The following is a 24011-nucleotide window of genomic DNA, read 5'->3' as shown; positions in this document are numbered from 1 at the left end:
TGATAGAGGTAGAGGTGACCCCATGAACGATTTCGATCATTATCCCGATGAGCTCGGAGACTTTATCCGGCACTTCAGGAAAGCGCGAGGTTTGACCTTAAGGGGTCTGGAAGAGAAGAGCGGCATCAGCTACTCACAGCTTAGCAAGATTGAACGGGGAGAAAGCATTCCTCTAAAAGACAACCTGGACAAAATAATCGAAGCGCTCGGAAGTGATCTCAAGAACCGGATGTACCACCTGGCCGATTACATGCCTGATATTGAATATATTAAGACGTTGAAGCAGGGATACAAGCAGCCGCTACATGATCAGTCACAGGATTACAGATATGAGACAGCTTTTAATAAGCTGAAGGCGTTTCGGGCTAAGGAAGGTAAGGAGACGTCTTATGTTTCGTTTGATTCAGACGAAGTTATCGTTTATGAAACGGAATATGGGGCAGGAATGGTAATAGAAAAAATTGAGAAATATAATCTTACGGATGTACTCAATGACAAGTTTGAAGGAAATCTGGATTCACTGCGGAAACAGCCCCGCAAAGGCCGGCAAGCCTATCTGTTCGGGGAGTGGCTGAGGGAGTATATCTACGAGCTCAAGGAAGAGGAGCAGGACGAGATTATTCAGGCTTTGAAGGAATTCACCCAGTTTAAGGCGCAGCAGGTTAAAGGGGCTTTTAAGTAGCTGTGAGCCGGTACAACCAGTTTTCAAAAATGAATAATGTTGCCCTTTCTTGCAGCCATCTATTCATCTTGATCCATAAACCAACAAAAAATGGTTCGACAGAAAAGGGGATATCTATTAATGAGAATTAACATGAAATTTACCACCAAGGGAAAAGCCGCAATCGAAAATTTCAACAATGAAGAGCTGCTGGAGATTTTCGCCCGTTACATCAAGACCCTGACCAAGAAATACGACATCGAAGTCGATGTGCCTCTTGAAGTAAACCAGAACATCGTAGGTGACGGTACGGTTATTGCGATGGCACAAAATGTGAAATGCGATGTCGATACCTTCTTTAAGGAACTAGGCCGTGATATTAAAGTGCCGCTCAAAAAAAGACTTGGCGGGAAGTTAGATAATGTGTTTAAAACTGAATTTATCGAGTAGTCGGGCGAGTATGACGCTGTGTTCCGGTCCGCATGCAAAGAAGCCATCCTCTTCACGGAAGTGAGGGATGGCTTCTTTAGATATAGGTTTTGAAATTATGGTTATTGAAATGAATTATGTAGAAGCAGGCTGGAACAATGTGCTCACACATCCTGAAGCTTAGAGGCTGCAGATTTTCTTCCAGATAGAACACTTACTATAATTTCAATAAAATCAGGCGAAGCTTTTGCCTCCACCGCTAATTCATAGATATTCAACAACTGCTCGTCAGATAATAATTCAAGTGATGAGGGTCGCGGAGAAGGATGAAAATAATAATCCATTAGATTCCTCCATCAAATAGTATAATGATTTAAATTGTAGCTAATCTATTTAAATGGTACCATTTGGAAGGTTATCCGTCTCCTGGCATTCGCCCTGCGAATCACCCTTTACAAAACAGGATGAATATGTAATAATTATAAATTTGTTTTCATCAATATTGAATTGAAAAAAATCCCAGTGCCTGCTAGACACTGGGAGTAGTAGAGAGCTATAACCCGCAGCGTATCAGTCTGCAGATTTTTTTAAACGGGAAGCCAGGAATCTCTTGATTCGCGGTTCGTTAGACTCCGAGACAGTGGCAAATTGTTCGCCTTCGGTAAAATGAACAATTTTCCGCTCGGCGTCGTACTTGTCAACGTTGTCAAGACTGACAACATTGTTACGGTCAAGGCGTTCGAATCCTTTACCCTTGTAAGCAATCAACAGATCGGAAAGAGTAGTGGGGAGAACAAACTCGCCTTCTTTCGTATGGACGAATATTGCATTCTTAAAACTCGAAAAATACAATATATCTTCTTCCCTGATATCCAGGGAGGAGCCGTCGTTTTGTAAGACACGCATGTTTTCCCATCCTTGTTTGATTACTTACGCAATTCTTTGGGTGCTTCCGGGCTGTGTGCCCAAGGTTTCAATACAGTAGAGAAAAAACGGGCAGATGAAGTTAATGTCTTAGAAGCATAACGGGCAATGGTTTTTTTCATATTAAGCTCCTCCTTTCTTAGTACTGATAATGGTTAAGCATTGAGCAAAAAATGCTAATGCTATCACATCCGAAGCAATCAAAAAATTGGCGCTAACCATCAGTGCAGAGATTAGCTTCATCCAGGGATACCAGTGATGAGGAATTTGGGCATTGACGTCAGGATTTGGGGAAAAAGCTAAAATCAAGAGCAGGGACGCTATATTAATTAGCCATAAGTTATCCTTGAACAGGTAAGAGACATGAGGTAGCGAAGAACACAGGGTAATGGTAAAAACATTGCAGGCTGCAGCAGTCTTGAGATGCTTACCACCAGAGAAAAACCGCAGGACTGCAAAGCTGAAAAGAACGATTGCAGTGCCGGCAAAGCTGCCCGTAAACCAGCCGATTAGCAGTGACACTGTTACGATCAACAGACTATTAAGAATAAGGTTAAGGGCATATTGCATAACCTCAACAGAGCCGGTTTCCTGAGGGTTAGCTTGTTTTATGATAGTTGCCAGCTTATAGCTTAGTGTATTCATTCCCGCTTCGGTCCTTTGTATAAGATAGATATATATAGCAAAAGAGCAGAAAACCATAGATTAAAGGAACAGTTAAGAAGTATGTAGAATTAAAGAGATGCTTGATAGAGATAAGTATAGCAGCAGTAGGAAGGTTTAAGATAAACAACAGTATTTCCCGTTTGGTGACTTTTATCAAACCGTTTGGCTTATCCGGAATAAAATCGAAACCTTTACGTCTACGACCTATGTAGCATCCGATAAGAATAGCAGAAGCAGCTGATAAAACTTGCATTATATACGCGTTGATATCGACCCCAAAAAAATTATGTGTTGAGAAAATTCCAATATTTTTGAATAATGAAATAAAAACAATTTGAATGAAAGTATAGGCTTGATAGGTCATCCCAGTTAAAATAGCTGAATAGAATAAATGAATGCGGAATAGCAACCAAAAAAAGCAAAACATCAGAGCATATTGGATAATGATGTCTAGCTCCACCCATTCATAATTCACTCGAATAACATAGGAGAAGAACGCCATTATAAAACCAGCAAAAATCATCTCTTTTGGATAAATGTCAATTTTGAATAAGCTGAAAGCCAGAAAAAACATTGCGAATGTTTCCAACCCTGAAAAAAACATATAAAGCACAAAATCCAGCATGCCTACACTCCCGATGAATAGATTAACTTTTCCTTAATCTTGCAAAGATTATACATAATATACTAAAATACAACAATGGCATTTTATGCATTTCGTCAAATTTTTTCATAAAATTGGGAGTGGAAGGGGCCGTTTATATGAATCAGCGTCCGGAAAAAAGTGAATATTTGGAGTATCAAACAGCGTACATCTCTTTAGTACCATCTGAGGGAGATCTGGCGGCTATTCTCCGCGAGCAGTCTAAGGAAATCTTTACGCTGCTGGAGGGTCTCACTGAAGAGCAGGGAAGCTACAGGTACGCACCGGGAAAATGGAGCATCAAGCAGATGATTGGCCATTTGACGGATAACGACCGGATCATGTCCTACCGCCTTCTTTGTTTTGCCAGAGGTGAGCAGGCGCCGCTGCCCGGATACGATGAGAATGATTATGTGGCGGCAGGAGATTTCGACCGGTTCAGCTTGAAGGAAATGCTGCTTCACTACCGGATCGTTCGTGAGTCTACGCTTGCATTGCTGGAAAGCCTGCCGGCTGATTCTTGGACTAAGGCAGGGCAGTTTTTCTCGGTGCCTATGACAGTCAGAGCTCAGGCCTGCCTGATCATTGGACATGAACGGCATCACATGAATGTATTGCAGGAGCGTTATTTGAAGCAGGCGTGATCGACTGTGGAGTATGAGGCGCTGAAAGTCATTCAAAGCTAAAATTTCTCTAAAAAAAGCATTCCAGCGTATGTATAACGGCGCCGGAATGCTTTTTTATTGTTTACAGGGGAGGATTCTTGTGACATTTGCGGCAGACCGGGTAGTAAGCTTCATTGCCGCCGATTTGGATTTGTTTGCCGCTGTAGACGGGCTTGCCGTTCTCAACCCGCAGTGCCATCGTGGCTTTTCGTTCGCAGAACCAGCAGATGGTCTTCATCTCTTCAATTTTATCGGCGTAGATCAGCATGTATTTGCTGCCTTCGAAGAGATTGTTCTGGAAATCATTTTTCAGGCCGAAGGCCATGACCGGAATGTTCAATTCATCCACGATCCGCACCAGCTGAAGGATGCAATCCTTGCTGAGGAACTGGCATTCATCAATCAGCACGCAGTGGGGCTTCGGTAGATTGCTGCTTACTATGCTGTAAATATCCGTATTCTCATCGACAGGTATGGCCTGCTTGCGCAGTCCGATGCGGGAGGAAATATACCCGACCTCGTCCCGATCGTCCAGGGATGGGGTGAAAATGAGCACCGACTTGCCCTGCTCCTCGTAATTATGGGCTACCTTGAGAATCTCAATGGATTTACCGCTGTTCATTGCCCCATACTTGAAAAACAACTGTGCCACGTCCATCTGTCCTTTCGCTCTATAACCTGAAGTATAGTATTCCTAAAAATGCGACTTTATTAGAGTATCATATGAGCAGCCGAGCTAGCCAGTGAAAACATGTTGAATCCCAAACTTTCCGTCTGCGGCGCACCTGAGGTAAAGATCATTACATCAGATGTGTTATAATGTACGCACTTGTGTTTTCAGCTGGAGAACTCTTATTAGGAAGGAAGTATGGCAGGTGACAGATAAATTGGAGCAATTCCAAGAAAGACTGGCCGGGGTGATGGAGAACGGGGGGCTGTCTGCAGAGGCGCAAAGCCTAATGTCGGAAATGATGGACGAGCTGGCAGAGCTACAACGCAGTAACAAGGCACTGCGGCGGGTTATTTTGAAGAGCGGTCAAGGCTCAGCAATGTCTACCCGTTTGCGGGATGCACTTTACGAATAGAACAAGAGGATAACGCCGATGAACCTAATTTTCTTATATCTCAAAAAATACAGGGTAGCAGCTATTGCCGCACTGGTAATGATGGGAATTGAGCTGGCAGTGGAGCTGTCACAGCCCTTGCTGATCGCGAAGATTATCGATAACGGAATCAGGGAAAAGGATATGGCGGTGGTCTGGCTGTGGGGCGGTGTGCTCACCCTTAGCGCTGTAATAGCGTTTGCGGCAGGCATTTTGAGTTCTTTTTTTGCCTCTCATGCCAGCCAGGGCTTTGCTTATGATCTTAGGGATAAGCTGTACGAAAAGGTGCAGTCCTTCACTTATGAAGTGTTCAGCCGTTTTCAGACTTCTTCACTGATCACACGGCTGACCGGGGACGTGACGCAGCTGCAGGATACGGTATTTATGGCACTGCGTTTTATGACCCGTGTACCGCTGGTGGTGCTGGGCAGTGTAATTATGGCGCTGGTCGTGCATGTGAAGCTGGGCTTATTGCTGGCCGTCACGCTGCCGCTGCTGATTGTGGTACTGACTTGGGTGATGCGCAGGTCTTCGGCCTTGTTCAAGATTGTGCAGAGCAGAGTTGACGGTGTAAACGGTGTCATTCAGGAGAATCTTACAGGCATCCGACTCATCCGGGTATTTGTTCGAATGGGTCATGAGATCGGCCGCTTTGCTTCGTACAGCGGGGATCTGATGAAATCCACTGTTGCTGCATTAAGGTTAACCGAAACGATGGGACCGCTCATTATGCTGATCGTAAACGCGGGAATTGTAGCTGTGCTGTGGTTTGGGAGAATTGAAATTTCTGCCGGGCAAGCTACGCTGGGGGAGACTGTCGCAGTTATTAACTACGCCTTGCGTACCATTGGGGCGATGTCGGCCCTTTCCTGGATTATGGCGACCTTCTCCCGGGCTGTTGCTTCGGAACAGCGCATTTCGGAAGTAATGTCCTCATCCGAAGGCCGGGGAGAAACCGGATCGGCCAATGTACAGGTAAGCGGGGCATCCATCGAAGGCAGAGTGGAATTCACTGATGTGTGCTTCAGTTACCCAGGAAGCGATATAGCTGTGCTGGAGCAAATCTCATTTGCGGTTCAGCCTGGTGAGCGTGTAGCCATCATGGGCGCAACCGGCTCTGGAAAGTCATCGCTGGTGAGCCTGATTCCCCGTCTATACGAGCCTGACAGCGGGATCATCAGGATTGATGGAGAGAACAGCTCTGAGATGGAGGTTAACAGGCTGCGCAGGTCTATTGGTTATGTTCCGCAGGAGATCATGCTGTTCTCCGGTTCGGTGCGTGAAAATATTGCCTGGGGAAATGAGCATGCTACGATAGAGGAGATTGAACGGGCGGCTGCGGCAGCCCAGATCCATGAGACGATCACTGGTCTGCCTCAAGGCTATGAGACGATGCTGGGCCAGCGTGGGGTCAATCTGTCCGGAGGCCAAAAACAGCGGTTGACCATTGCCAGGGCACTCGTAAGGAAGCCGGCAATTCTGATTCTTGATGATAGCACCAGTGCCCTTGATGCGGTTACAGAGGGGCTGCTGCTGAAAGAACTCAAAAAAATGTCCTGTACCACCTTTCTCATTACCCAGAAGATTAGCTCTACAGTCTCTGCTGATTTGATTCTGCTGCTTGATGAGGGCAGGCTGATCGCCGGGGGAACACACGGGGAGCTGATGAAGGATTCAGCACTTTACCGCAAAATTAACGAATCACAGAATGAGGAGGCGGTGCAGCATGTTCAAAGCACTACTTGAGCCTTTCCGCCATCCGAAGCTGGAACTGGGACTGGGCGAGGGGAAGAGCTTCGGATCCCCCGCCGGACGGAAGCCGAAAGCCAGGGCGAAAAATTCATCAGCTACACTGAAACGGATCTGGGCTTATCTAGCTGCACGCAAGGCAAAGCTGATCCTGGTGCTGGTGATGGTTCTGCTTAGCTCCGGGCTTGCCCTGCTGGGGCCGTATCTGATCAGCAGAGCAGTGGATCATTACCTGGAGGGAGACGGCGGCAGCACATGGATCGTTTTTTTAATCACGCTGGCCTTGGTGTATATATTTAATTCTCTTACGTCATGGCTGCAGAATATCTGGATGATCGAAATTGCCCAGGAGACGGTATACCGGATCCGTACGGATCTGTTCGCACATTTGCACCGTCTGCCGATCTCCTTCTTTAACCGCAGGCAGCAGGGTGAGATTATGAGCCGCCTGACGAATGATATCGAGAATATCAGCTCTACACTTAACAGCTCGGCAATCCAAATTTTCTCGAGTGTCTTGACCTTACTGGGGACGGTTGGGGTAATGCTGTGGCTGAGTCCACTGCTCACTCTGCTGACGTTCATTGTCGTGCCGCTGATGACGCTAGGCATGCGCTGGATTACGCGGCGTACAGGCCCGCTATTTAAAGAGCGGCAACGCAATCTGGGCGAGCTTAACGGATTCATTGAGGAAACTTTGTCCGGCCAGCGGATTATAAAGGCCTTCTCCCAGGAGGAACGGGTAATCAACGGTTTCCGCGAGCGGAACGGGCGTATCATGCTGTCCGGGTACTGGGCACAGTCGATTTCCGGCTTTATTCCCAAATTAATGAACGGGCTAAACAATCTGAGCTTTGCTATCGTTGCAGGGGTCGGCGGTCTGCTGGCCATCCGCGGCCTGGTCACGGTCGGAGTGATTATCGCTTTTGTGGAATATACACGCCAGTTCACACGGCCGCTGAATGACCTGGCTAATCAGTGGAACACCCTTTTGTCGGCGATTGCCGGAGCGGAGCGGGTGTTCGAAGTGATGGACGAGGAAAAGGAAGCGAGGGATGAAGGCGCTGCACATCTGCTGGAGCATGTGGAAGGTGCGGTGAAGTTTTCGGGGGTATCCTTCTCCTATGACGAAGGGGCTGATATTCTGCAGGATATCAGCTTTGAAGCGAAGCCTGGGGAGATGATCGCCCTGGTCGGGCCTACGGGTGCGGGTAAAACCACGCTGATCGGGCTGCTGTCGCGTTTTTATGATCCGGACAAAGGCAGCATCACACTCGACGGCCAGGACTTGTCCTCCATCCGGCGGGAAAGTCTGCGCAGCCATATGGCTTTTGTGCTGCAGGATTCCTTTCTGTTCAAGGGGACGATTCGTGACAACATCCGCTACGGCAGGCTGGAGGCTACGGATGAGGAAGTGGAGCAGGCGGCGAAGCTTGCGGGAGCTCATGCTTTTATTATGCGTATGCGAGGCGGGTATGACCGGATGCTGTCGGTGGATGGAAACGGGATCAGCCAGGGGCAGAAGCAGCTGCTGGCGATTTCGCGGGCGATTCTGGCTAACCCGTCAATGCTCGTACTGGACGAAGCGACAAGCAGCATTGATACCGTGACCGAAATCAAGATTCAGGAGGGTCTGCAGGCGCTGATGAAGGGCCGGACCAGCTTTGTCATTGCCCATAGGCTGGGCACGATCCGCGCTGCGGATCGCATTTTGGTGCTCAAGAACGGACGGTTGGAGCAGCAGGGTTCCCATGAGGAGCTGTTGCGGCAAGGCGGATTGTACAGTGAGCTGGTGCGGGGGGCTTCCGCAGCTTCACGGGCAGAATAAAGCAATACAAAAGGCAGATCCGTTTTACCGGAGCTGCCTTTTTGTATTTTGTATTTAGATTGAAATGGAAGACTAAACTAAAGGGGGTTAGTGTGTAATCTCGGCTAAGGCCCGAAATAGAATGGTATGTTTAAACCGTTGTATCCGGTGAGGCCGGCTGCTGGGCTTTTTGCTTTTCCCGGAATCTGGGTCCCACGTAGTTCTTCTTGCGGTCCCTGGTCAGAATCCAACCGCCGAGGAAGCTCATTCCTGCCAGGAACAGAAGCAGTCCGCCGCCAAAATGCAGCCAGGCAAATACGGGTGTTACCGTATCATCGCCGTGCATGGAGACGTAGTTGAAAATATCATCCTTCATCATCAGGAAGCCCTTCATCGCCATCAGACCCGGAAGAACGAGAATAAGAATAGCAATGAAGCGTGAAATGAGCAGTTTCATTTAGGATTCATCTCCCTTGCAGGCCTTTGGATTCACCCATATGATAACGCTTCAACCGGTAAAAGTCCATGTTTACATGACGTTTATAAGTTTTGTATTAGGCTTAAAAGGGAGTACAATGTAGGGAGTTATGCAGAACTTATGAGTAATGACTGGAGGATACATATAATGACAATTTCCTGTGACGTGGCTATTCTGGGCGGAGGAACCGGCGGTTATGTGGCAGCGATCCGCGCGGCCCAGCTGGGTAAGTCTGTCGTCGTCATCGAAATGGACAAACTGGGCGGAACCTGCCTGCACCGCGGCTGCATTCCGAGCAAGTCGCTGCTGCGCAGTGCAGAGGTATATGCTGAAATACAAGAGAGCGAGAGCTACGGGATCGAAACTGCCGGCGTAAAGCTGGTATTTCCGAAAGTACAGAGCCGCAAGGAAGCAGTCGTCGAGCAGCTGCACCAGGGCGTACAGTTTCTAATGCGCAAAAATAAAATTCAGATAGTGAAGGGCAAGGGACGTATTATCGGCCCTTCAATTTTCTCCCCGCGCAGCGGTGCCGTGGCAGTGGAGCTGGAGGATGGCGAAATGGAGACGGTGGTCTCTACCCATCTGATTATCGCGACGGGCTCCCGTCCGCGTGTACTGCCCGGCCTTACACCGGACGGCCACGTTATTCTCAGCAGTGAAGAAGCGCTGACGCTGGAAGAGCTGCCGGCTTCGATCATTATCGTAGGCGGCGGAGTGATCGGAGTGGAATGGGCTTCGATGCTGGCGGATTTTGGCGTACAGGTTACGGTTGTGGAAGCAGCAGACCAGCTGCTGCCGTTCGAGGATGCGGAGATTGCCAGGGAGCTCATGCGCCTGCTCAAAAAACGCGGGGTGAAGGTTCTGACCGGAACCACTGTCGATGCGGAGACCCGCGTGGTGACGGAGGACGGTATAACCATCGAAGCCCGCAAAGGGGATCAGAGCCAGACGTTGTCCGCCGCAAAGCTGCTGGTCTCTGTAGGCAGAGTAGCTAATATTGAGAACATCGGGCTGGAAAATACCGATATCCGCTTTGATAAAGGGGTTATCGAGGTCAATGACAACATGCAGACAGGCGAGCCCCATATCTATGCGATCGGTGATTGCATCGGGGGACTTCAGCTGGCCCATGCTGCGAGCCATGAAGGTATTCGTGCCGTCAATCATCTGGCCGGCGAGAAGCTTCATCCATATCATGCCCACCTTGTTCCCCGCTGTGTCTATACAAGGCCGGAAGTAGCCAGTGTCGGTTATACAGAGAAGGAAGCCCAGAGCCTCGGTCATGATGTGGTGACAGGAAAATTCCCGTTCTCGGCCATCGGCAAGGCGATTGTGTACGGTATGAAGGATGGCTTCGTTAAGGTTGTTGCTGACCGCATCAGCGGTGATATTCTTGGGGTGCAGATGATCGGTCCGCATGTGACCGACCTGATCGGGGAAGCTGCGCTGGCGCAGCTGCTGGATGCCACACCTTGGGAGATCGGGGAAGCGATCCATGCCCATCCGACCTTGTCCGAGATTATTGGAGAAGCTATGCTGGCTGTGGATGGCAGAGCAATCGGATTCTAGGAAACGATGCAGGTAATAAAAAGAAGCCGAAACAGAGCTAATTACGTCTCAGGACCGTAAAATAGCGCTATTCCGGCTTTTCCTCTCTTTTCTTTTTGACTGTAAAGGGCTTATAATGATCTTGAGTTAGGTTTAGTACCTGGTTATAAGATCAGGGCACAATAGATGGAGTTGTACGAATCAAAATATTTAGGAGGTACCTCTGTATGGAATCCCAAGGTACTACTGTAGGAACGGTTAACAGACATTCACAGCTTGGACTCACAGACGGCCAGGTCATTGATATGTACAGATATATGCAGCTCGGGCGCAAGTACGATGAGCGCAGTCTGCTGCTGCAGCGTGCCGGCAAGATCAACTTTCATGTCTCCGGTATCGGCCAGGAGGCGGCGCAGGTTGCAGCAGCGTTTGCGCTGGATCGGCAGAATGATTATTTTTTACCGTATTACCGCGATTACGCCTTTGTATTGTCGGTGGGTATGACTACGCGTGAGCTGATGCTGTCCGTATTCGCTAAGGCGGAGGATCCCAACAGCGGTGGCCGGCAGATGCCGGGCCATTTCGGCAGCAAGCGCCTGCGCATCGTGACGGGCTCAAGTCCTGTGACAACCCAAGTTCCGCATGCGGTTGGCTTCGCACTGGCAGCTAAGATGAAGAAGAAGAAGTTCGTCTCCTTTGTCACCTTCGGGGAAGGCTCCAGCAACCAGGGGGACTTCCATGAGGCCTGCAATTTTGCGGGTGTGAATAAGCTGCCGGTCATCATTTTTTGCCAGAACAACCAGTATGCGATTTCTGTTCCGGTCCACAAGCAGCTTGGCGGCAAAATCAGCGACCGTGCGCTGGGCTACGGCTTCCCGGGTGTGCGCGTTGACGGCAATGATCCGTTGGAAGTGTACCGTGTGGTTAAGGAGGCACGGGAGCGTGCGATTGCCGGGGAAGGGCCGACACTGATTGAAGCGATGATGTACCGTTTGTCACCGCATTCGACCTCTGACAATGATCTGGCTTACCGGACCAAGGAAGAAGTCGACGAAAACTGGAAAAAAGACGGCATCGCCGCGTTCCGCACTTATCTAACCGGACTAGGACTGTGGAGTGACGAGCAGGAGCGCGATCTTGCCGCTGAATATAATTTGGAACTTAAAGAGGCTATCACATACGCCGAAAATGCACCGTTTCCGAAACCGGAAGACACGCTGCTGCATGTGTACGATGATTCCGGCCTCAAAGGAGGAGCATAACTCATGGCGATGATGGAATATATCGATGCCATCCGTTTGGCGATGAAGGAAGAAATGGAACGCGATGATTCGGTATTTGTGCTCGGCGAGGATGTTGGCCTCAAGGGCGGTGTGTTCACCACCACTAAGGGATTGCAGGAGCAATTCGGAGAAGAGCGTGTGATGGATACACCGCTGGCCGAATCGGCGATTGCCGGTGTTGCCATCGGGGCAGCGATGTACGGTATGAAGCCGATTGCGGAAATGCAGTACTCAGATTTCATGCTGCCGGCCACCAACCAGATTATCAGTGAAGCGGCCAAAATCCGCTACCGTTCCAATAACGACTGGAGCTGCCCGATTGTGATCCGTGCGCCGATCGGCGGAGGGATTTTCGGCGGACTGTATCATTCCCAGTGCCCGGAATCGATCTTCTTCGGTACGCCCGGACTGAAGATCGTAGCGCCTTATTCGGCAGCCGATGCCAAGGGCCTGCTGAAGTCTGCCGTACGAGACCCTGATCCGGTGCTGTTCTTTGAGAATAAGAAATGCTACAAGCTGATTAAGGAAGATGTGCCTGAAGGTGATTACACCGTGCCGATCGGCGAAGCGAACCTGCTGCGTGAAGGCAGTGATATCACAGTTATCGGGTACAGTCTGCCACTGCATTTTGCGATGCAGGCAGCAGAGGAACTGGAGCGCGAGGAAGGGATTACCGCGCATATTCTTGATCTGCGCACCCTGCAGCCGCTTGACCGTGACGCGATTATTGCGGCGGCCCGCCAGACCGGCAAGGTGCTAATTGTCCACGAGGACAACAAAACCGGTGGCATCGGCGGTGAAGTGGCAGCGATTATCGCTGAACACTGCCTGTTCGAGCTGGACGCACCGATCTTCCGCCTGTGCGGTCCTGATGTGCCGGCGATGCCGATTAGTCCGCCGATGGAGAAGTTCTTCATGCTGAGCAAGGATAAAGTGAAGGCGGAAATGCTCCGGCTGGCACAGTACTGATTAACATGATTCCGAAGTGAGTTTTGTACGAAGTTAATTCAGGAATCATCCGCTAACAAAACTTAAGTGTATGCTTCCGGAGTGAGTTTTGTACGAAGTAATTCCAGGAAGCATCTGCTTACAAAACTTTAAGGAGTGACAATATGTCTGACAATACAAAGCTGACCGATGTGATTATGCCGCAGCTTGCGGAATCACTGGTGTCAGCTACGATTGGCAAATGGCTGAAGAAGCCAGGGGATATGGTGGAGCAATATGAACCGCTCTGTGACCTCATTACCGATAAAGTGAATGCCGAGCTCCCTTCCACCGTGGAAGGTACGCTGGTAGAGCTGCTGGCCGAGGAAGGCCAGACGGTCAGCGTGGGCGAGATCATCGCCCGCATCGCCGTAGCCGCGCCTGCCGGAAGCTCCGCACCGGCAGCAAAGGCCGTACCGCAGGCAGCTTCCGCTGCGCCTGCCCTAGGCACGCCTGCCGCACCGGGCCGGCCGGCTGCGCTGGCTCCTTCAGCAGCGGACGCGCCGATGCGCTCCCGCTACTCACCGGCGGTGCAGACGCTTGCCGCTGAGCACCGCATTGACCTAGGCGCCGTGCCGGGCACCGGACTCGGCGGACGCATCACACGCAAGGATGTGCTGATGTTCCTGGAGAACGGCGGCGCTGCTGCCGTTCAAGCTGCGCCAGAAGCCCGGACTGTGCCTGAAGCCTCCCAGCAGCCTGCGCTGCAGGCCATTCAGGCGGAGGTACAGGAGAAGCTGGAGCCGGTCCGCCATTCCGGTCTTCACCTGAGCGAGTCCCCTCGTATTCCAACGATTGAGGTGGAAGGCGGACTTGGCAGCAGCTCGGAATATCTGATCGACGTTACGCCGATCCGCAACACAATCGCGACAAGAATGCGCCAGAGTGTGTCAGAAATTCCGCATGCCTGGACGATGATTGAAGTGGATGTAACCAATCTGGTCGTGCTGCGCAACAAAATTAAGGATGAGTTCAAACGCAAGGAAGGGATCAATCTGACTTATCTCGCCTTTATGATGAAGGCTGTGGTCAGTGCGATCAAAGATTACCCGATTATGAACTCGGTTTGGGCTGTTGATAAAATCATCGTCAAACGTGATATCAATATCGCGCTTGCTGTCGGTACAGAGGATTCCGTCATGACGCCGGTTATCAAAAAGGCCGACCAGAAGAATATCGCTGGGCTGGCCCGCGAGATCGATGAACTGGCCCAGAAGACCCGCGAGGGCAAGCTGCGCCTGGATGATATGCAGGGTGGTACCTTTACCGTCAATAACACCGGTTCCTTCGGTTCTATTCTGTCCTACCCGATCATCAACTACCCGCAGGCGGCGATTCTGACGTTCGAATCCATCGTCAAAAGGCCTGTCGTTATCAATGACATGATTGCCGTGCGCTCCATGGCCAACATCTGTCTGTCCCTGGATCACCGGATTCTGGACGGCGTCATTTGCGGCCGTTTCCTGCAGCGTGTAAAAGATAATCTGGAAAGCTATACGCCCGACACCAAACTGTATTAGTTTAAATTTGAATCCTAAATCGGAAGACTGATATCCAAGCGGGGAGCTGAAGTGATGAATCAACCGGAACTTGGTAAGCTGGAGTTTTCATATCACCCCCTGATGGAGTATGGCGCGGCCTGGGAGCTGCAAAAGAAATCCGTACTGGCGATCGATGCCGGAGAAGCTAATGAACGGCTGATTCTTTTGCAGCATCCGCCTACCTACACCATCGGTTCACAGAATCATCCGGAGCATCTGCTCTTAAGCAAGGAACAGCTGGAGCAGCAAGGTATTGCCTTGTTTGAAATCGACCGTGGAGGAGACATTACATATCATGGGCCGGGCCAGCTTGTCGGCTATCCGCTGCTAAAGCTCGGGGAAGAGGGCAAGGTGGATTTACGCGGTTATCTGCGCCGCCTGGAGTCTGTTATCATTGATTATTTGGCAGCCCAGGGGATCGAGGGAACACGCAAGCCGGAGTATACCGGTGTGTGGGTCGGGGATGAGAAAATCTGCGCGATTGGTGTCAAGTTCAACAAAAGCAGATCACGCAGAGGGTTTATCACCAGCCACGGGTTTGCCTTCAATATCTCGGAAGGAATCGGACGGCGCGGATTTCAGGGGATTATTCCTTGTGGCATTTCGAGTTATGGAATTACGTCACTGGAGGAATGCAGCGGCCGTTCTTTTGAACTGGAGCAGGTGGCGGAGGAGTTGATTCCTTATTTTCTGCATCATTTTCCTTATGAGGCGGTTCGAGCGGAGAGCAGCGCGGTTCCGGCAGATTAAGCGGCAGCTGCGGCATGCCAAACAGCGCCCGGAAACCGGACGCTGTTATTAATGTTTCAAGGCTTGTCCGTTAACCGGCCATAAAGGGCTCGATTACCAGCAGCACGGTTGAGGCGACCATGGCGATCAGCATGACATAAATGACGACGCGGAACCATTTTTGACGATTCATGAGTGACTCCTTTGGGATTAGTTTAAGTTTAAAGCGTACATGAAAATAAGCATTACCACTATTGTAACGTATCTGTGAAAGAGAGGGAAGCCTAAGTGATAGTACAAGACCGATTGATTCAGGAGTTCATGGAGCTTGTCCGTGTGGACAGCGAAACCGGAAATGAACGGCAGATTGCCGATGTGCTAAAAGCAAAATTCAGTGCTCTCGGCCTTACAGCAATCGAGGACGACTCCCAGGAGCGTACCGGACATGGAGCGGGCAATCTGTTCGTAACCTGGGCGGCAGACAGCGGTGCGGCAGGACCTAAGCTGCTATTCACTTGTCACATGGATACAGTGGTTCCGGGACAAAATATCAAACCCATCCTCAGGGAAGACGGCTGGATTACGAGCGACGGCTCTACAATCCTCGGCTCAGATGACAAAGCGGGACTGGCTGCCTTATTCGAAGCGATCCGCGTCATTCAAGAGCAGAAGATTCCGCACGGGCAGATTCAGTTCGTGATTACAGCGGGTGAAGAATCCGGACTGCTTGGCGCACGGGCGATGGACCCGAGCCATCTGGATGCGGATATGGGCTTCGCCCTCGATTCCAACGGTGAAGTTGGAGGAATTGCTGTAGCCGCGCCGGCACAGGCGAGAGTAACGATGCAGATTTTTGGGAAATCCGCGCATGCGGGGGTTAACCCTGAGGACGGCATCAGCGCCATCCAGGTCGCCAGCAAAGCTATTTCAGCGATGAAGCTGGGACGCATCGATAAAGAAACAACCGCTAACATCGGTAAGTTCGCAGGCGGCGGGCCAACGAATGTCGTCTGCGATCATGTACAGCTGGACGCGGAAGCGCGCAGTATTGTGCAGGAGAAGGTGGAGCTGCAGATTGCTTCCATGCGTGAAGCGCTGGAAACTACAGTGAGGGAATATGGTGCAGAGTGCGAGTTCCGCAGTGAGATTATCTATCCCGCATTCAGCTTCAATGAACATGATCCTGTAGTTCAACTTGCCGACCGGGCGATTACTTCGCTGGGTTTGAAAACCCGCCTGTTCCCTTCGGGAGGCGGAAGCGACGCTAACGTATTCAACGGACTGAAGGTTCCGACGGTGAATCTGGCGATTGGCTATGAGCATATTCATACGACCAAGGAACGAATCAAAGCTGAGGACATCGTCAAGACAGCTGAACTGGTTGTAGCAATTGTAAAAGAAAGCGTGAAAGCTTAACACAATGAGCGTCTGTATGGCGCATACATGAAATGAAGGAGCTGTTACCGGGAATGCCCGGGAACAGCTCCTTATGTTTAGCCGGCGGGTGAAGGCGGGCAAGTGTATGATTCAGCCGGCTTTGGGCGGATGAATCCGGGACTCTGCCTGAAGCCGAAGAACGTAAGCCAGGGGCATATCACGTCCGTATTTTTGTATCCAGCCTGCAATGACTGCTTTGATCTGCTCAGGCTTGCCTACGATTGTAACCGCTGATGTGCTTGTACGGATAAGAATGTCCTTCATGCCTGCATTCCTTCTTTCCCCTTAAGTTTGCTATAATACACCTTATGCAGAGCCCAGTTAAAGGAGACCATGAAACTATGAAAAAAGATGAAATAAACCGCAACCCGGCATTAGACGAAGAGACATTATCCACGCAGCCGATTTTTGAAGGCAAAATCATTACCCTTCAGGTAGATACCGTGAAGCTGCCGGACGGCAATACCGCTACCCGCGAGGTGGTGAAACATCCCGGTGCTGTGGCGGTACTGGCACTGAACAACAATAAAATGCTGGTCGTAGAGCAATACCGTCAGCCGATGCACCGTACGGAAGTGGAGATTCCCGCAGGCAAGCTGGATAAAGGCGAGGACCCGCTGGCCGCCGCAGGACGTGAGCTGCAGGAAGAAACCGGCTTTCACAGCGGAGAGCTGAAGCTGCTGAAATCCTTCTATACTTCACCCGGCTTCGCGGATGAAATCATTCATCTGTATGTGACCGACAATGCCCAGCCGGGGGATATGGCGCTGGATGAGGATGAATTTTTAGAGGTCTCCGAGCTGACATTGGAGGAAGCGTACCAGTACATTGCAGACGGGCGGATTGCCGACGCCAAAACGATGATGGCAGTGTACGCATGGCATCTCTATACGCTGACAGGTCAATGGCACTAGAACCGAAGCTGCGCAGCTTATACTGCGATCTGCATGTGCATATCGGGCGGACCTCGGCGGGACAGGCAGTCAAAATCAGCGGGAGCCGGAACCTCACCTTCGCCAATATCGCCATAGAAGCGGCGGAGCGCAAGGGGATAGAGCTGATCGGCATCATTGACAGCCATTCGCCGGGCGTGCTGCAGGATATCCGGGATTCTCTGGAATCAGGTGAAATGACCACGGCGGAAGGCGGGGGGATTGCTTACCGGGGGACAACTCTCCTGCTCGGGAGCGAAATCGAAATCCGCGAGCCCGGGCGTAAGGAATGTCATGTGCTGGCTTTCATGCCGGACCTTGCAGCCATGGAGGATTTCAGCGGCTGGATGAGCCGGTATATGCGCAATATCAACCTCAGCTCGCAGCGCCTGTATGCCTCCTCCAGAGACCTGCAGGATGAGATCTGCGGACGGGGAGGCATACTGATTCCCGCGCATATCTTTACACCGCATAAAGGGCTATATGGTTGTGCGGCGGAGCGGATGGCGGAGCTGTTTGATCTGGAGCGGATTGCGGCGGTTGAGCTTGGCCTCAGCGCGGATTCGGAAATGGCGGGGTATATCTCCGAGCTGGACAGCTATACCTTCCTGACCAATTCCGACGCGCATTCCCTCGGCAAAATCGGCCGCGAGTACAATGTAATTGAGATGGCGAAACCTTCGTTCAGCGAGCTGCGCCTTGCGCTGGAGCGCCGTGAGGGCCGGAGGGTGAGTGCCAATTTCGGCCTGAATCCGCGGCTAGGCAAGTATCACCGGAGCTACTGCGCGGGATGCGGCAGCATTATCGACGAGGCGTATGCCACCTCGGAACGCTGCCCCTATTGCGGCAGCCCTAAGCTGGTGCAAGGGGTGTTTGACCGGATATTGCATATCGCTGACAGGGAGCAGCCGCTTGTTCCGGCACATCGCCCGCCTTATCACTACCAGGTTCCGCTCGAGTTTATCCCAGGGCTGGGCAAGGCCAAAATGAATGCGTTGCTGGCGGCTTTTGGCACGGAGATGAATATCCTGCACCGTGCCGGCGAGGCGGAGCTTGCTCAAATCGCGGGATCCCAATTAGCGGCACAGATCGTTCTGGCGCGTACCGGCCAGCTTGCACTGACATCCGGAGGCGGCGGGACTTACGGTAAAGTGAAGAACACCGAGAGATAGCGGGCTCTTGCGCCTGATCCACTCTCATATCCAAAGGACAAGTCATACAGCGGGACGTTTCCTCATATGGTGTAACATGTGACCTGAAAGGAGAACGTCCCTATGCGCAGTTTGCGGCTGATGATTAAGGAACAGACGCCTCTTTATATTTTTGTTGCGGTATTATTCCTGGTTGGGGTCGTTTTTGGAGCACTTATTGTAAGTGCGCTGACACTTGATCAGCAGCAGGAGCTGGGTGATTACCTGGGTAATTTCTTTGTCACTGTGGATCAGCAGGGACTGCCCGCCGCTCCTGATTCCTACTGGAGCATTGCCGCGCTCAATCTGAAGTGGGTCGGACTGATCTGGATTCTGGGCTTGTCGGTGATCGGACTGCCGGGGATTCTGATCCTTGATTTTCTCAAAGGGGTGCTGATCGGCTTTACGGTCGGCTGCCTGGTCAGCGAATATTCTTGGCATGGGATGTTGTTCGCGCTTGTCTCAGTGGCTCCGCACAATCTTGTGCTGATTCCGGTACTGCTGGTCAGCAGTGCAGCGGCTATCGCCTTTTCCCTGCTGATGATCCGCAGCCGCGTGCTGGGCCAGCGGCGTACGCCGGTGACCAGACCTTTTGCCATGTATACGCTGCTCTCCCTCGGGATGGCCGTGCTCGTACTGGGTATTTCCTGTTTCGAGGCTTGGGTGACGCCGGAGATGATGAGATGGGTGACACCGATGCTGGTTTAATTTCATCAAACCTTTATCTTTCATTCATTCTATTTTAAGCTTCGGGGCTTATAGTAGTCCCATGACCCCCTTATAATAGAACTTGGCCCTGCCGGACGCCGGCGGGGTCCCTTTTTTTTGCATATATGCCGGGTGAACCTGCTCTTGAACCTATTCTAAAAGCGTTTGACTTCTCAAAGCGACTCCCCCTATAATGTAAGAAGTGGTTTTGTGCCCGGTGCGGTAATTTTCCAAGGGGGAGGGAGATAGGTGGAAGCCCGGATAGACAAGATAAAACAACAGCTACAATCCCAAGGATATAAGCTTACGCCCCAACGGGAAGCGACCTTAAGAGTGCTGCTGGAGAATGAAGATGATCATCTAAGCGCTGAAGATGTGTTTATGCTTGTAAAAGAGAAGGCTCCCGAGATCGGTCTCGCCACCGTATATCGTACCCTGGAACTGCTCAGCGAACTTCATGTCGTGGAGAAGATTAATTTCGGAGACGGTGTTGCCCGCTATGATCTGCGGACGGATACAGCTAAACATCATCATCATCATCTGATCTGTGTACAATGCGGCTCGATGGACGAGATTCGCGAGGACTGGCTGGGACCGCTGGAAGAGCGGCTTGAGAAGGATTATAATTTTACGGTGCTTGATCATAGACTTGATTTTCACGGGATTTGCCATCGTTGTAATGATAAGAATGCTGCGGACGGCAACGCTCCCGAATAAGCTTATAGATGAGGAATTACCGCACAAGCTCTCCCCGGTATCTGCCGGAGGGGGCTTTTTAAATGATTTTTCCAGAAGAAATACATACTATCAGTATCCGGCGCATACAGTTTAGGACGAGTTAACGTGAGTGGTAACTATATTTTCGCAGACTATTTTGTACAAAGCGCTTCATCGTTACTAAACTTTTAGGAGGTATCTTAAATGATTATCTCTGTGCCCAAAACGGTGCGCCGGTTGTATTTTATGACTTTGCTGGTTGCCCTGAGCTGCCTTTTTTATTATGCGCTGAACTGGATCGGCGCCTGGATCAGTCCGGTAGATCATTATGAAATTCCGGAAGGCTCGGCTGTCCGGGCGTTTCAGGAGTCCCCGTATCCCGAAGAAGGGCTGAATGCCGGGCAGCGCCTGCGGCTGTACTACTGGTACGGCGAGTGAAGCTGCGGCCAAAAGCAGGAAAAAGCTAGAAGTCTGTCGAATGTAGCAAAGGTGAGTTTGCCCGGTTTGTTATTACAGGCCGGTTGCCAGGCTCACATGCCTAAATGCTGCATAGCCGCGAAGAGCAGCCTGAGCAGACGGGAGAGTGAGTAGAATGAAGTCACATTTGCAGCCTTTTATGCAATATCTGTCCGTTGATAAAGGTCTGTCTTCGAGTACGCTGGAATCTTATGGACGCGATATCTCGCAGTTTTTGGAATTCGCCGGGGAGCGGGGGATCGTATCACCGGAGGAGATTAGAAGATCGCATCTCATTCAGTATCTCGCCGGACTCCGCGGTGCCGGGCGGGCAACCGCCACGGTGAACCGGAACACGGTATCGCTGCGCGCGTTTTTTCACTATTTGCTTAAGGCAAGGCTGATTGAGCAGGACCCTACGCTTGATATGGAAATGATCAAACCCAACAAGAAGCCGCCGATGATACTGAGTATTGGGGAAATTGAGCGGCTGCTGGCTGCACCTGATGAGAGCAGTCCGCAGGGCATGCGGGATAAGGCAATGCTGGAGCTGCTGTACGCAACCGGTATCCGCGTCTCTGAACTGATCTCCCTGAATGTAGAGGACGTGCAGACGGAGCTGAAATTCGCCCGCTGCAGTGCAGCATCCGGCAAAGAGCGGGTGGTACCGATCGGTACCATTGCTGCAGACAGCGTTGCTGCCTACACAGCCGGGTTGCGGGACAAGCTGCTGCGGGGGAATCAGGATGAGCCTGCTTTGTTTCTGAATAGTCTCGGCGGACGGCTAACCCGTCAGGGATTCTGGAAAATCATTAAAAAATACGCGCGTGAAGCCCATATTGAACAGGATATTACACCGCATACCTTGAGGCATTCCTTTGCCGCTCATTTACTGGAAGGTGGTGCGGATCTCCGCTCGGTTCAGCAGATGCTCGGCCATGCCGATATCTCTACTACACAGGTGTATAGCGGAATCGCCCGCAAAAATATGAAGGAAGTCTACGAGAGCCATCATCCGCGGGCCAAGTAAACAGTCTTTAGAGGCTGGCTAGTCGTTACCCGGTACATTAACGTGCTAAAAAGATGCTTTTTGTGAGTAAGATAGTTATGATGGAATCATACTGAAAGAATGGCCGGAGCATCGGTAAAGCCGGAAGGTTCTTTCGCAAGAAAACGGGTACCTAACATGCGGGCTATTTCCCGCTGGCTTTCCAGGGGAGTCACCCCTGCGGAAGAAGGTAGAGCCGTTTCTTCTTGTTTGAATTAAGACCGCAGAGAATGCAAACTTCTAAGGAGTGAATGAATGAATGTCCTCATTTAAACGGATCGGATTTATTGTGCTGGATAGTGTGGGTATCGGTGAAGCGCCGGATGCCGAAAGTTTCGGAGATAAAGGTTCCCATACACTGGGACATATTCTGGAGCGGGTGCCGGGCCTCAAGCTGCCGAACCTGCAAAGATTAGGCCTGGCGAATATTGCGCCGCTGCCGCCGCTTGAACCTGTAGAGGCGCCAACCGGATATTACGGCAAAATGCAGGAGGTCTCTGTAGGTAAAGATACGATGACCGGCCACTGGGAACTGATGGGGCTGAAGATTGAGGTACCGTTCAATGTGTATCCGGACGGCTTCCCCGCTGAACTGATTGAGAAGTTCGAGGCGGCAACTGGACGCAAAGTCATCGGGAACAAACCGGCTTCCGGCACAGAGATTCTGGTAGAATACGGTGAAGAGCAGATGAAGACCGGAGCCTGGATAGTCTACACTTCGGCAGACAGCGTGTTCCAGCTTGCAGCCCATGAGGAGATTATTCCGCTGGAAGAGCTGTACAGTGCCTGCAAAATCGCCCGTGAGCTGACGATGGCACCTGAATTCTCCGTAGGCCGCGTCATTGCCCGTCCTTATGTCGGCCAGCCGGGAGACTTCAAACGTACCCCTAACCGTCATGACTATGCCGTGAAGCCTCCGGAACCGACGATTATGAACGCTTTGGAAGACATCGGCAAAGATGTTATCGCTGTCGGTAAGATCAATGATATCTTTACCGGAGAAGGTGTTACAGCCTCTTACCCGACCAAGAGCAATGAGCATGGCATTCAGATCACGATTGACGAGCTGCGCAAGCCGTTTGACGGCTTCCTGTTCACCAATCTGGTAGACTTTGATTCCTTGTACGGCCACCGCCGTGATCCGGAAGGGTACGGGCGTGCACTGGAGGTTTTTGACGAAGCCCTGCCGGAACTGCTGTCAACACTTAGCGAAGATGATCTGCTGATTATTTCGGCCGACCACGGGAATGACCCGATCCATAGCGGAACGGATCATACGCGTGAGTATGTGCCGCTGCTCATTTACAGCCCAAGATTCAAAACGCCGGGCAGCCTCGGCATCCGCCAGACCTTCTCTGATGTTGCTGCAACGATTGCAGATAATTTCGGGGCGAAAGCGCCGCAGTACGGGACAAGCTTTTTGGCAGAACTCAAATAATAAAGAAGCCCTGGATGATACGGGCATAACCTCAAGGAGGCAACAACCATGGCAGTGACTCAAGACCACATTCAAGAAGCAGTAGCATATATTAAAGATCAATGTACGGTAGCTCCGGAAATCGGCTTGATTCTCGGCTCCGGTCTGGGCATTCTGGCCGATCTGATTACAGATGAAGTCGTAATTCCCTACAATGCTATCCCACATTTCCCTGTCTCCACAGTAGAAGGGCATGAAGGCGAACTGCTGATCGGCATGATCGAAGGCCGCCGGGTTGTCATGATGAAAGGCCGCTTCCATATGTATGAAGGCTATGGCCCTGAGACAACTGCATTTCCGGTGCGTGTCATGAAAGAGCTGGGCGTAAACAGCCTGCTCGTTACCAATGCTGCAGGCGGTGTGAACACTGACTTCACTCCAGGTGACCTGATGCTGATCACGGATCACTTGAATCTGACCGGCCGCAATCCGCTGACTGGACCGAATGATAATGCGCTTGGCGTACGTTTCCCGGATATGTCGACCGCCTACAGCCCGCGTCTGATTGCAGTAGCGAAAGAAGCTGCGGCAGCGCAAAATTTTGAATTCAAGGAAGGCGTTTATGCCGGGCTGCTTGGCCCGAACTATGAAACACCGGCTGAAATCGTCATGCTGCGCCGCCAGGGTGCAGATGCCGTAGGAATGTCCACTGTATCGGAGACAATCGTGGCCCGCCATGCCGGTATTGAAGTGCTGGGAATCTCCTGCATTACCAATATGGCTGCAGGTATTCTGGAACAGCCTTTGAATCATGCCGAGGTGATGGAGACGGCAGAACGTGTGCGCGAGCACTTTTTGAAGCTGGTTCTGGCTTTTATTCCGAAGATGTAGGC

The 24011-nt window shown here is 51.1% G+C and carries 29 protein-coding genes; 20 read left to right on the top strand and 9 right to left on the bottom strand.

The annotated features are described in order from the left end of the window. Positions 1-22: 22 nt before the first annotated feature. Positions 23-682, top strand: a complete 660-nt coding sequence (locus tag L6H70_RS08680; protein ID WP_236331902.1) for a helix-turn-helix domain-containing protein — start codon at positions 23-25, stop codon at positions 680-682. Between the two features lie 120 nt (positions 683-802). Then, positions 803-1111, top strand: a complete 309-nt coding sequence (locus L6H70_RS08675; protein WP_054941481.1) for a hypothetical protein — start codon at positions 803-805, stop codon at positions 1109-1111. A 143-nt stretch (positions 1112-1254) separates the two neighbouring features. Here L6H70_RS08675 and sda read toward each other — a convergent pair whose 3' ends face one another. From sda to L6H70_RS08650, 5 genes are all read right to left on the bottom strand, one after another. Continuing rightward, positions 1255-1434 carry a sporulation histidine kinase inhibitor Sda gene (gene sda / locus L6H70_RS08670; RefSeq protein WP_236331900.1) on the bottom strand — a complete coding sequence of 60 codons (180 nt, stop codon included), beginning with the start codon at positions 1432-1434 and terminating at the stop codon, positions 1255-1257. Positions 1435-1660: 226 nt separating this feature from the next. Beyond that, positions 1661-1996 carry a LytTR family DNA-binding domain-containing protein gene (locus L6H70_RS08665; protein ID WP_236331898.1) on the bottom strand — a complete coding sequence of 112 codons (336 nt, stop codon included), beginning with the start codon at positions 1994-1996 and terminating at the stop codon, positions 1661-1663. Positions 1997-2016: 20 nt separating this feature from the next. Then, on the bottom strand, positions 2017-2136 hold the full coding sequence (locus L6H70_RS08660; protein WP_236331896.1) for a cyclic lactone autoinducer peptide: 120 nt from the start codon (positions 2134-2136) through the stop codon (positions 2017-2019). Between the two features lies 1 nt (position 2137). Beyond that, positions 2138-2659, bottom strand: coding sequence for an accessory gene regulator ArgB-like protein (locus tag L6H70_RS08655; protein WP_236331894.1), 522 nt, complete (start codon positions 2657-2659; stop codon positions 2138-2140). After that, positions 2640-3305, bottom strand: a complete 666-nt coding sequence (locus L6H70_RS08650) for a hypothetical protein (protein ID WP_236331892.1) — start codon at positions 3303-3305, stop codon at positions 2640-2642. The genes L6H70_RS08655 and L6H70_RS08650 overlap by 20 nt, the downstream gene beginning before the upstream one ends. A 137-nt stretch (positions 3306-3442) precedes the next feature. On the opposite strand from L6H70_RS08650, the gene L6H70_RS08645 reads away from it, so the two are divergent. Continuing rightward, the gene (locus L6H70_RS08645; protein WP_236331890.1) at positions 3443-3967 is read left to right on the top strand and encodes a DinB family protein; all 525 of its coding nucleotides are present in this window, start codon (positions 3443-3445) and stop codon (positions 3965-3967) included. Positions 3968-4070: 103 nt separating this feature from the next. On the opposite strand, the gene L6H70_RS08640 is transcribed toward L6H70_RS08645, so the two are convergent. Then, complete coding sequence (locus tag L6H70_RS08640) at positions 4071-4640, bottom strand: thymidine kinase (protein ID WP_236331888.1); 570 nt, start codon at positions 4638-4640, stop codon at positions 4071-4073. Between the two features lie 223 nt (positions 4641-4863). Between L6H70_RS08640 and L6H70_RS08635 the strand changes: the two genes are divergently transcribed. Genes L6H70_RS08635 through L6H70_RS08625 form a run of 3 tightly spaced genes read left to right on the top strand, consistent with a single transcriptional unit; the run spans position 4864 to position 8668 of the window. Continuing rightward, positions 4864-5073, top strand: a complete 210-nt coding sequence (locus L6H70_RS08635) for a hypothetical protein (RefSeq protein WP_206101227.1) — start codon at positions 4864-4866, stop codon at positions 5071-5073. Positions 5074-5091: 18 nt separating this feature from the next. Next, complete coding sequence (locus L6H70_RS08630) at positions 5092-6837, top strand: ABC transporter ATP-binding protein (RefSeq protein ID WP_236331885.1); 1746 nt, start codon at positions 5092-5094, stop codon at positions 6835-6837. Further along, positions 6818-8668 carry an ABC transporter ATP-binding protein gene (locus L6H70_RS08625; protein WP_236331883.1) on the top strand — a complete coding sequence of 617 codons (1851 nt, stop codon included), beginning with the start codon at positions 6818-6820 and terminating at the stop codon, positions 8666-8668. Before L6H70_RS08630 ends, L6H70_RS08625 begins: the two co-directional genes overlap by 20 nt. Positions 8669-8798: 130 nt before the next feature. On the opposite strand, the gene L6H70_RS08620 is transcribed toward L6H70_RS08625, so the two are convergent. Beyond that, on the bottom strand, positions 8799-9104 hold the full coding sequence (locus L6H70_RS08620) for a DUF2627 domain-containing protein (protein WP_236331882.1): 306 nt from the start codon (positions 9102-9104) through the stop codon (positions 8799-8801). Positions 9105-9272: 168 nt separating this feature from the next. Here L6H70_RS08620 and lpdA point away from each other — a divergent pair, with 168 nt between their 5' ends. The 5 genes from lpdA to lipB all read left to right on the top strand — a co-directional run bounded on the left by lpdA (position 9273) and on the right by lipB (position 15234). Beyond that, on the top strand, positions 9273-10694 hold the full coding sequence (lpdA, locus tag L6H70_RS08615) for a dihydrolipoyl dehydrogenase (protein ID WP_236331880.1): 1422 nt from the start codon (positions 9273-9275) through the stop codon (positions 10692-10694). Positions 10695-10900: 206 nt separating this feature from the next. Further along, entirely contained in the window at positions 10901-11935 is a 1035-nt protein-coding gene (locus L6H70_RS08610) for a thiamine pyrophosphate-dependent dehydrogenase E1 component subunit alpha (RefSeq protein WP_236331879.1), read from the top strand. 3 nt (positions 11936-11938) lie between these two features. Further along, positions 11939-12925, top strand: a complete 987-nt coding sequence (locus L6H70_RS08605; protein WP_206101221.1) for an alpha-ketoacid dehydrogenase subunit beta — start codon at positions 11939-11941, stop codon at positions 12923-12925. 143 nt (positions 12926-13068) lie between these two features. Further along, positions 13069-14463 carry a dihydrolipoamide acetyltransferase family protein gene (locus tag L6H70_RS08600; RefSeq protein WP_236331876.1) on the top strand — a complete coding sequence of 465 codons (1395 nt, stop codon included), beginning with the start codon at positions 13069-13071 and terminating at the stop codon, positions 14461-14463. Positions 14464-14517: 54 nt separating this feature from the next. After that, a complete protein-coding gene (gene lipB / locus L6H70_RS08595) occupies positions 14518-15234 on the top strand; it encodes a lipoyl(octanoyl) transferase LipB (protein WP_236331874.1) in 717 nt (238 codons plus the stop codon). Between the two features lie 70 nt (positions 15235-15304). Here the strand turns inward: lipB and prli42 are convergent, their stop codons facing one another. Beyond that, complete coding sequence (gene prli42, locus L6H70_RS08590; protein ID WP_108722016.1) at positions 15305-15406, bottom strand: stressosome-associated protein Prli42; 102 nt, start codon at positions 15404-15406, stop codon at positions 15305-15307. A gap of 95 nt (positions 15407-15501) precedes the next feature. Here prli42 and L6H70_RS08585 point away from each other — a divergent pair, with 95 nt between their 5' ends. Next, positions 15502-16629 (top strand): M20/M25/M40 family metallo-hydrolase, encoded by a 1128-nt coding sequence (locus L6H70_RS08585; protein WP_236331872.1) that lies wholly within the window; start codon positions 15502-15504, stop codon positions 16627-16629. Positions 16630-16740: 111 nt separating this feature from the next. On the opposite strand, the gene L6H70_RS08580 is transcribed toward L6H70_RS08585, so the two are convergent. After that, positions 16741-16914 carry a hypothetical protein gene (locus L6H70_RS08580; protein ID WP_236331870.1) on the bottom strand — a complete coding sequence of 58 codons (174 nt, stop codon included), beginning with the start codon at positions 16912-16914 and terminating at the stop codon, positions 16741-16743. Positions 16915-16991: 77 nt separating this feature from the next. On the opposite strand from L6H70_RS08580, the gene L6H70_RS08575 reads away from it, so the two are divergent. The 8 genes from L6H70_RS08575 to L6H70_RS08540 all read left to right on the top strand — a co-directional run bounded on the left by L6H70_RS08575 (position 16992) and on the right by L6H70_RS08540 (position 24009). Further along, positions 16992-17564, top strand: a complete 573-nt coding sequence (locus L6H70_RS08575) for an NUDIX hydrolase (protein WP_236331869.1) — start codon at positions 16992-16994, stop codon at positions 17562-17564. After that, a complete protein-coding gene (locus tag L6H70_RS08570; RefSeq protein WP_236331867.1) occupies positions 17555-18754 on the top strand; it encodes an endonuclease Q family protein in 1200 nt (399 codons plus the stop codon). The genes L6H70_RS08575 and L6H70_RS08570 overlap by 10 nt, the downstream gene beginning before the upstream one ends. Positions 18755-18856: 102 nt before the next feature. After that, entirely contained in the window at positions 18857-19480 is a 624-nt protein-coding gene (spoIIM, locus tag L6H70_RS08565; RefSeq protein ID WP_236331865.1) for a stage II sporulation protein M, read from the top strand. Positions 19481-19729: 249 nt separating this feature from the next. Next, entirely contained in the window at positions 19730-20197 is a 468-nt protein-coding gene (fur, locus tag L6H70_RS08560; protein WP_236331863.1) for a ferric iron uptake transcriptional regulator, read from the top strand. Positions 20198-20401: 204 nt separating this feature from the next. Beyond that, entirely contained in the window at positions 20402-20635 is a 234-nt protein-coding gene (locus tag L6H70_RS08555; RefSeq protein ID WP_236331861.1) for a DUF4227 family protein, read from the top strand. Between the two features lie 154 nt (positions 20636-20789). Beyond that, positions 20790-21683: a site-specific tyrosine recombinase XerD gene (gene xerD / locus L6H70_RS08550; protein ID WP_236331859.1), complete on the top strand. Its 894-nt coding sequence runs from the start codon at positions 20790-20792 to the stop codon at positions 21681-21683. A 277-nt stretch (positions 21684-21960) separates the two neighbouring features. Beyond that, positions 21961-23139: a phosphopentomutase gene (deoB, locus tag L6H70_RS08545; RefSeq protein ID WP_236331857.1), complete on the top strand. Its 1179-nt coding sequence runs from the start codon at positions 21961-21963 to the stop codon at positions 23137-23139. A gap of 48 nt (positions 23140-23187) precedes the next feature. Next, entirely contained in the window at positions 23188-24009 is an 822-nt protein-coding gene (locus tag L6H70_RS08540) for a purine-nucleoside phosphorylase (protein WP_236331856.1), read from the top strand. Positions 24010-24011 lie beyond the last annotated feature (2 nt).

The sequence above is a fragment of the Paenibacillus auburnensis genome (assembly GCF_927798115.1).
GTDB lineage: Bacteria > Bacillota > Bacilli > Paenibacillales > Paenibacillaceae > Paenibacillus_AQ > Paenibacillus_AQ auburnensis.
Note: the sequence above shows the minus strand (reverse complement) of the source record. Positions and strands in the feature narration are given on the sequence as shown.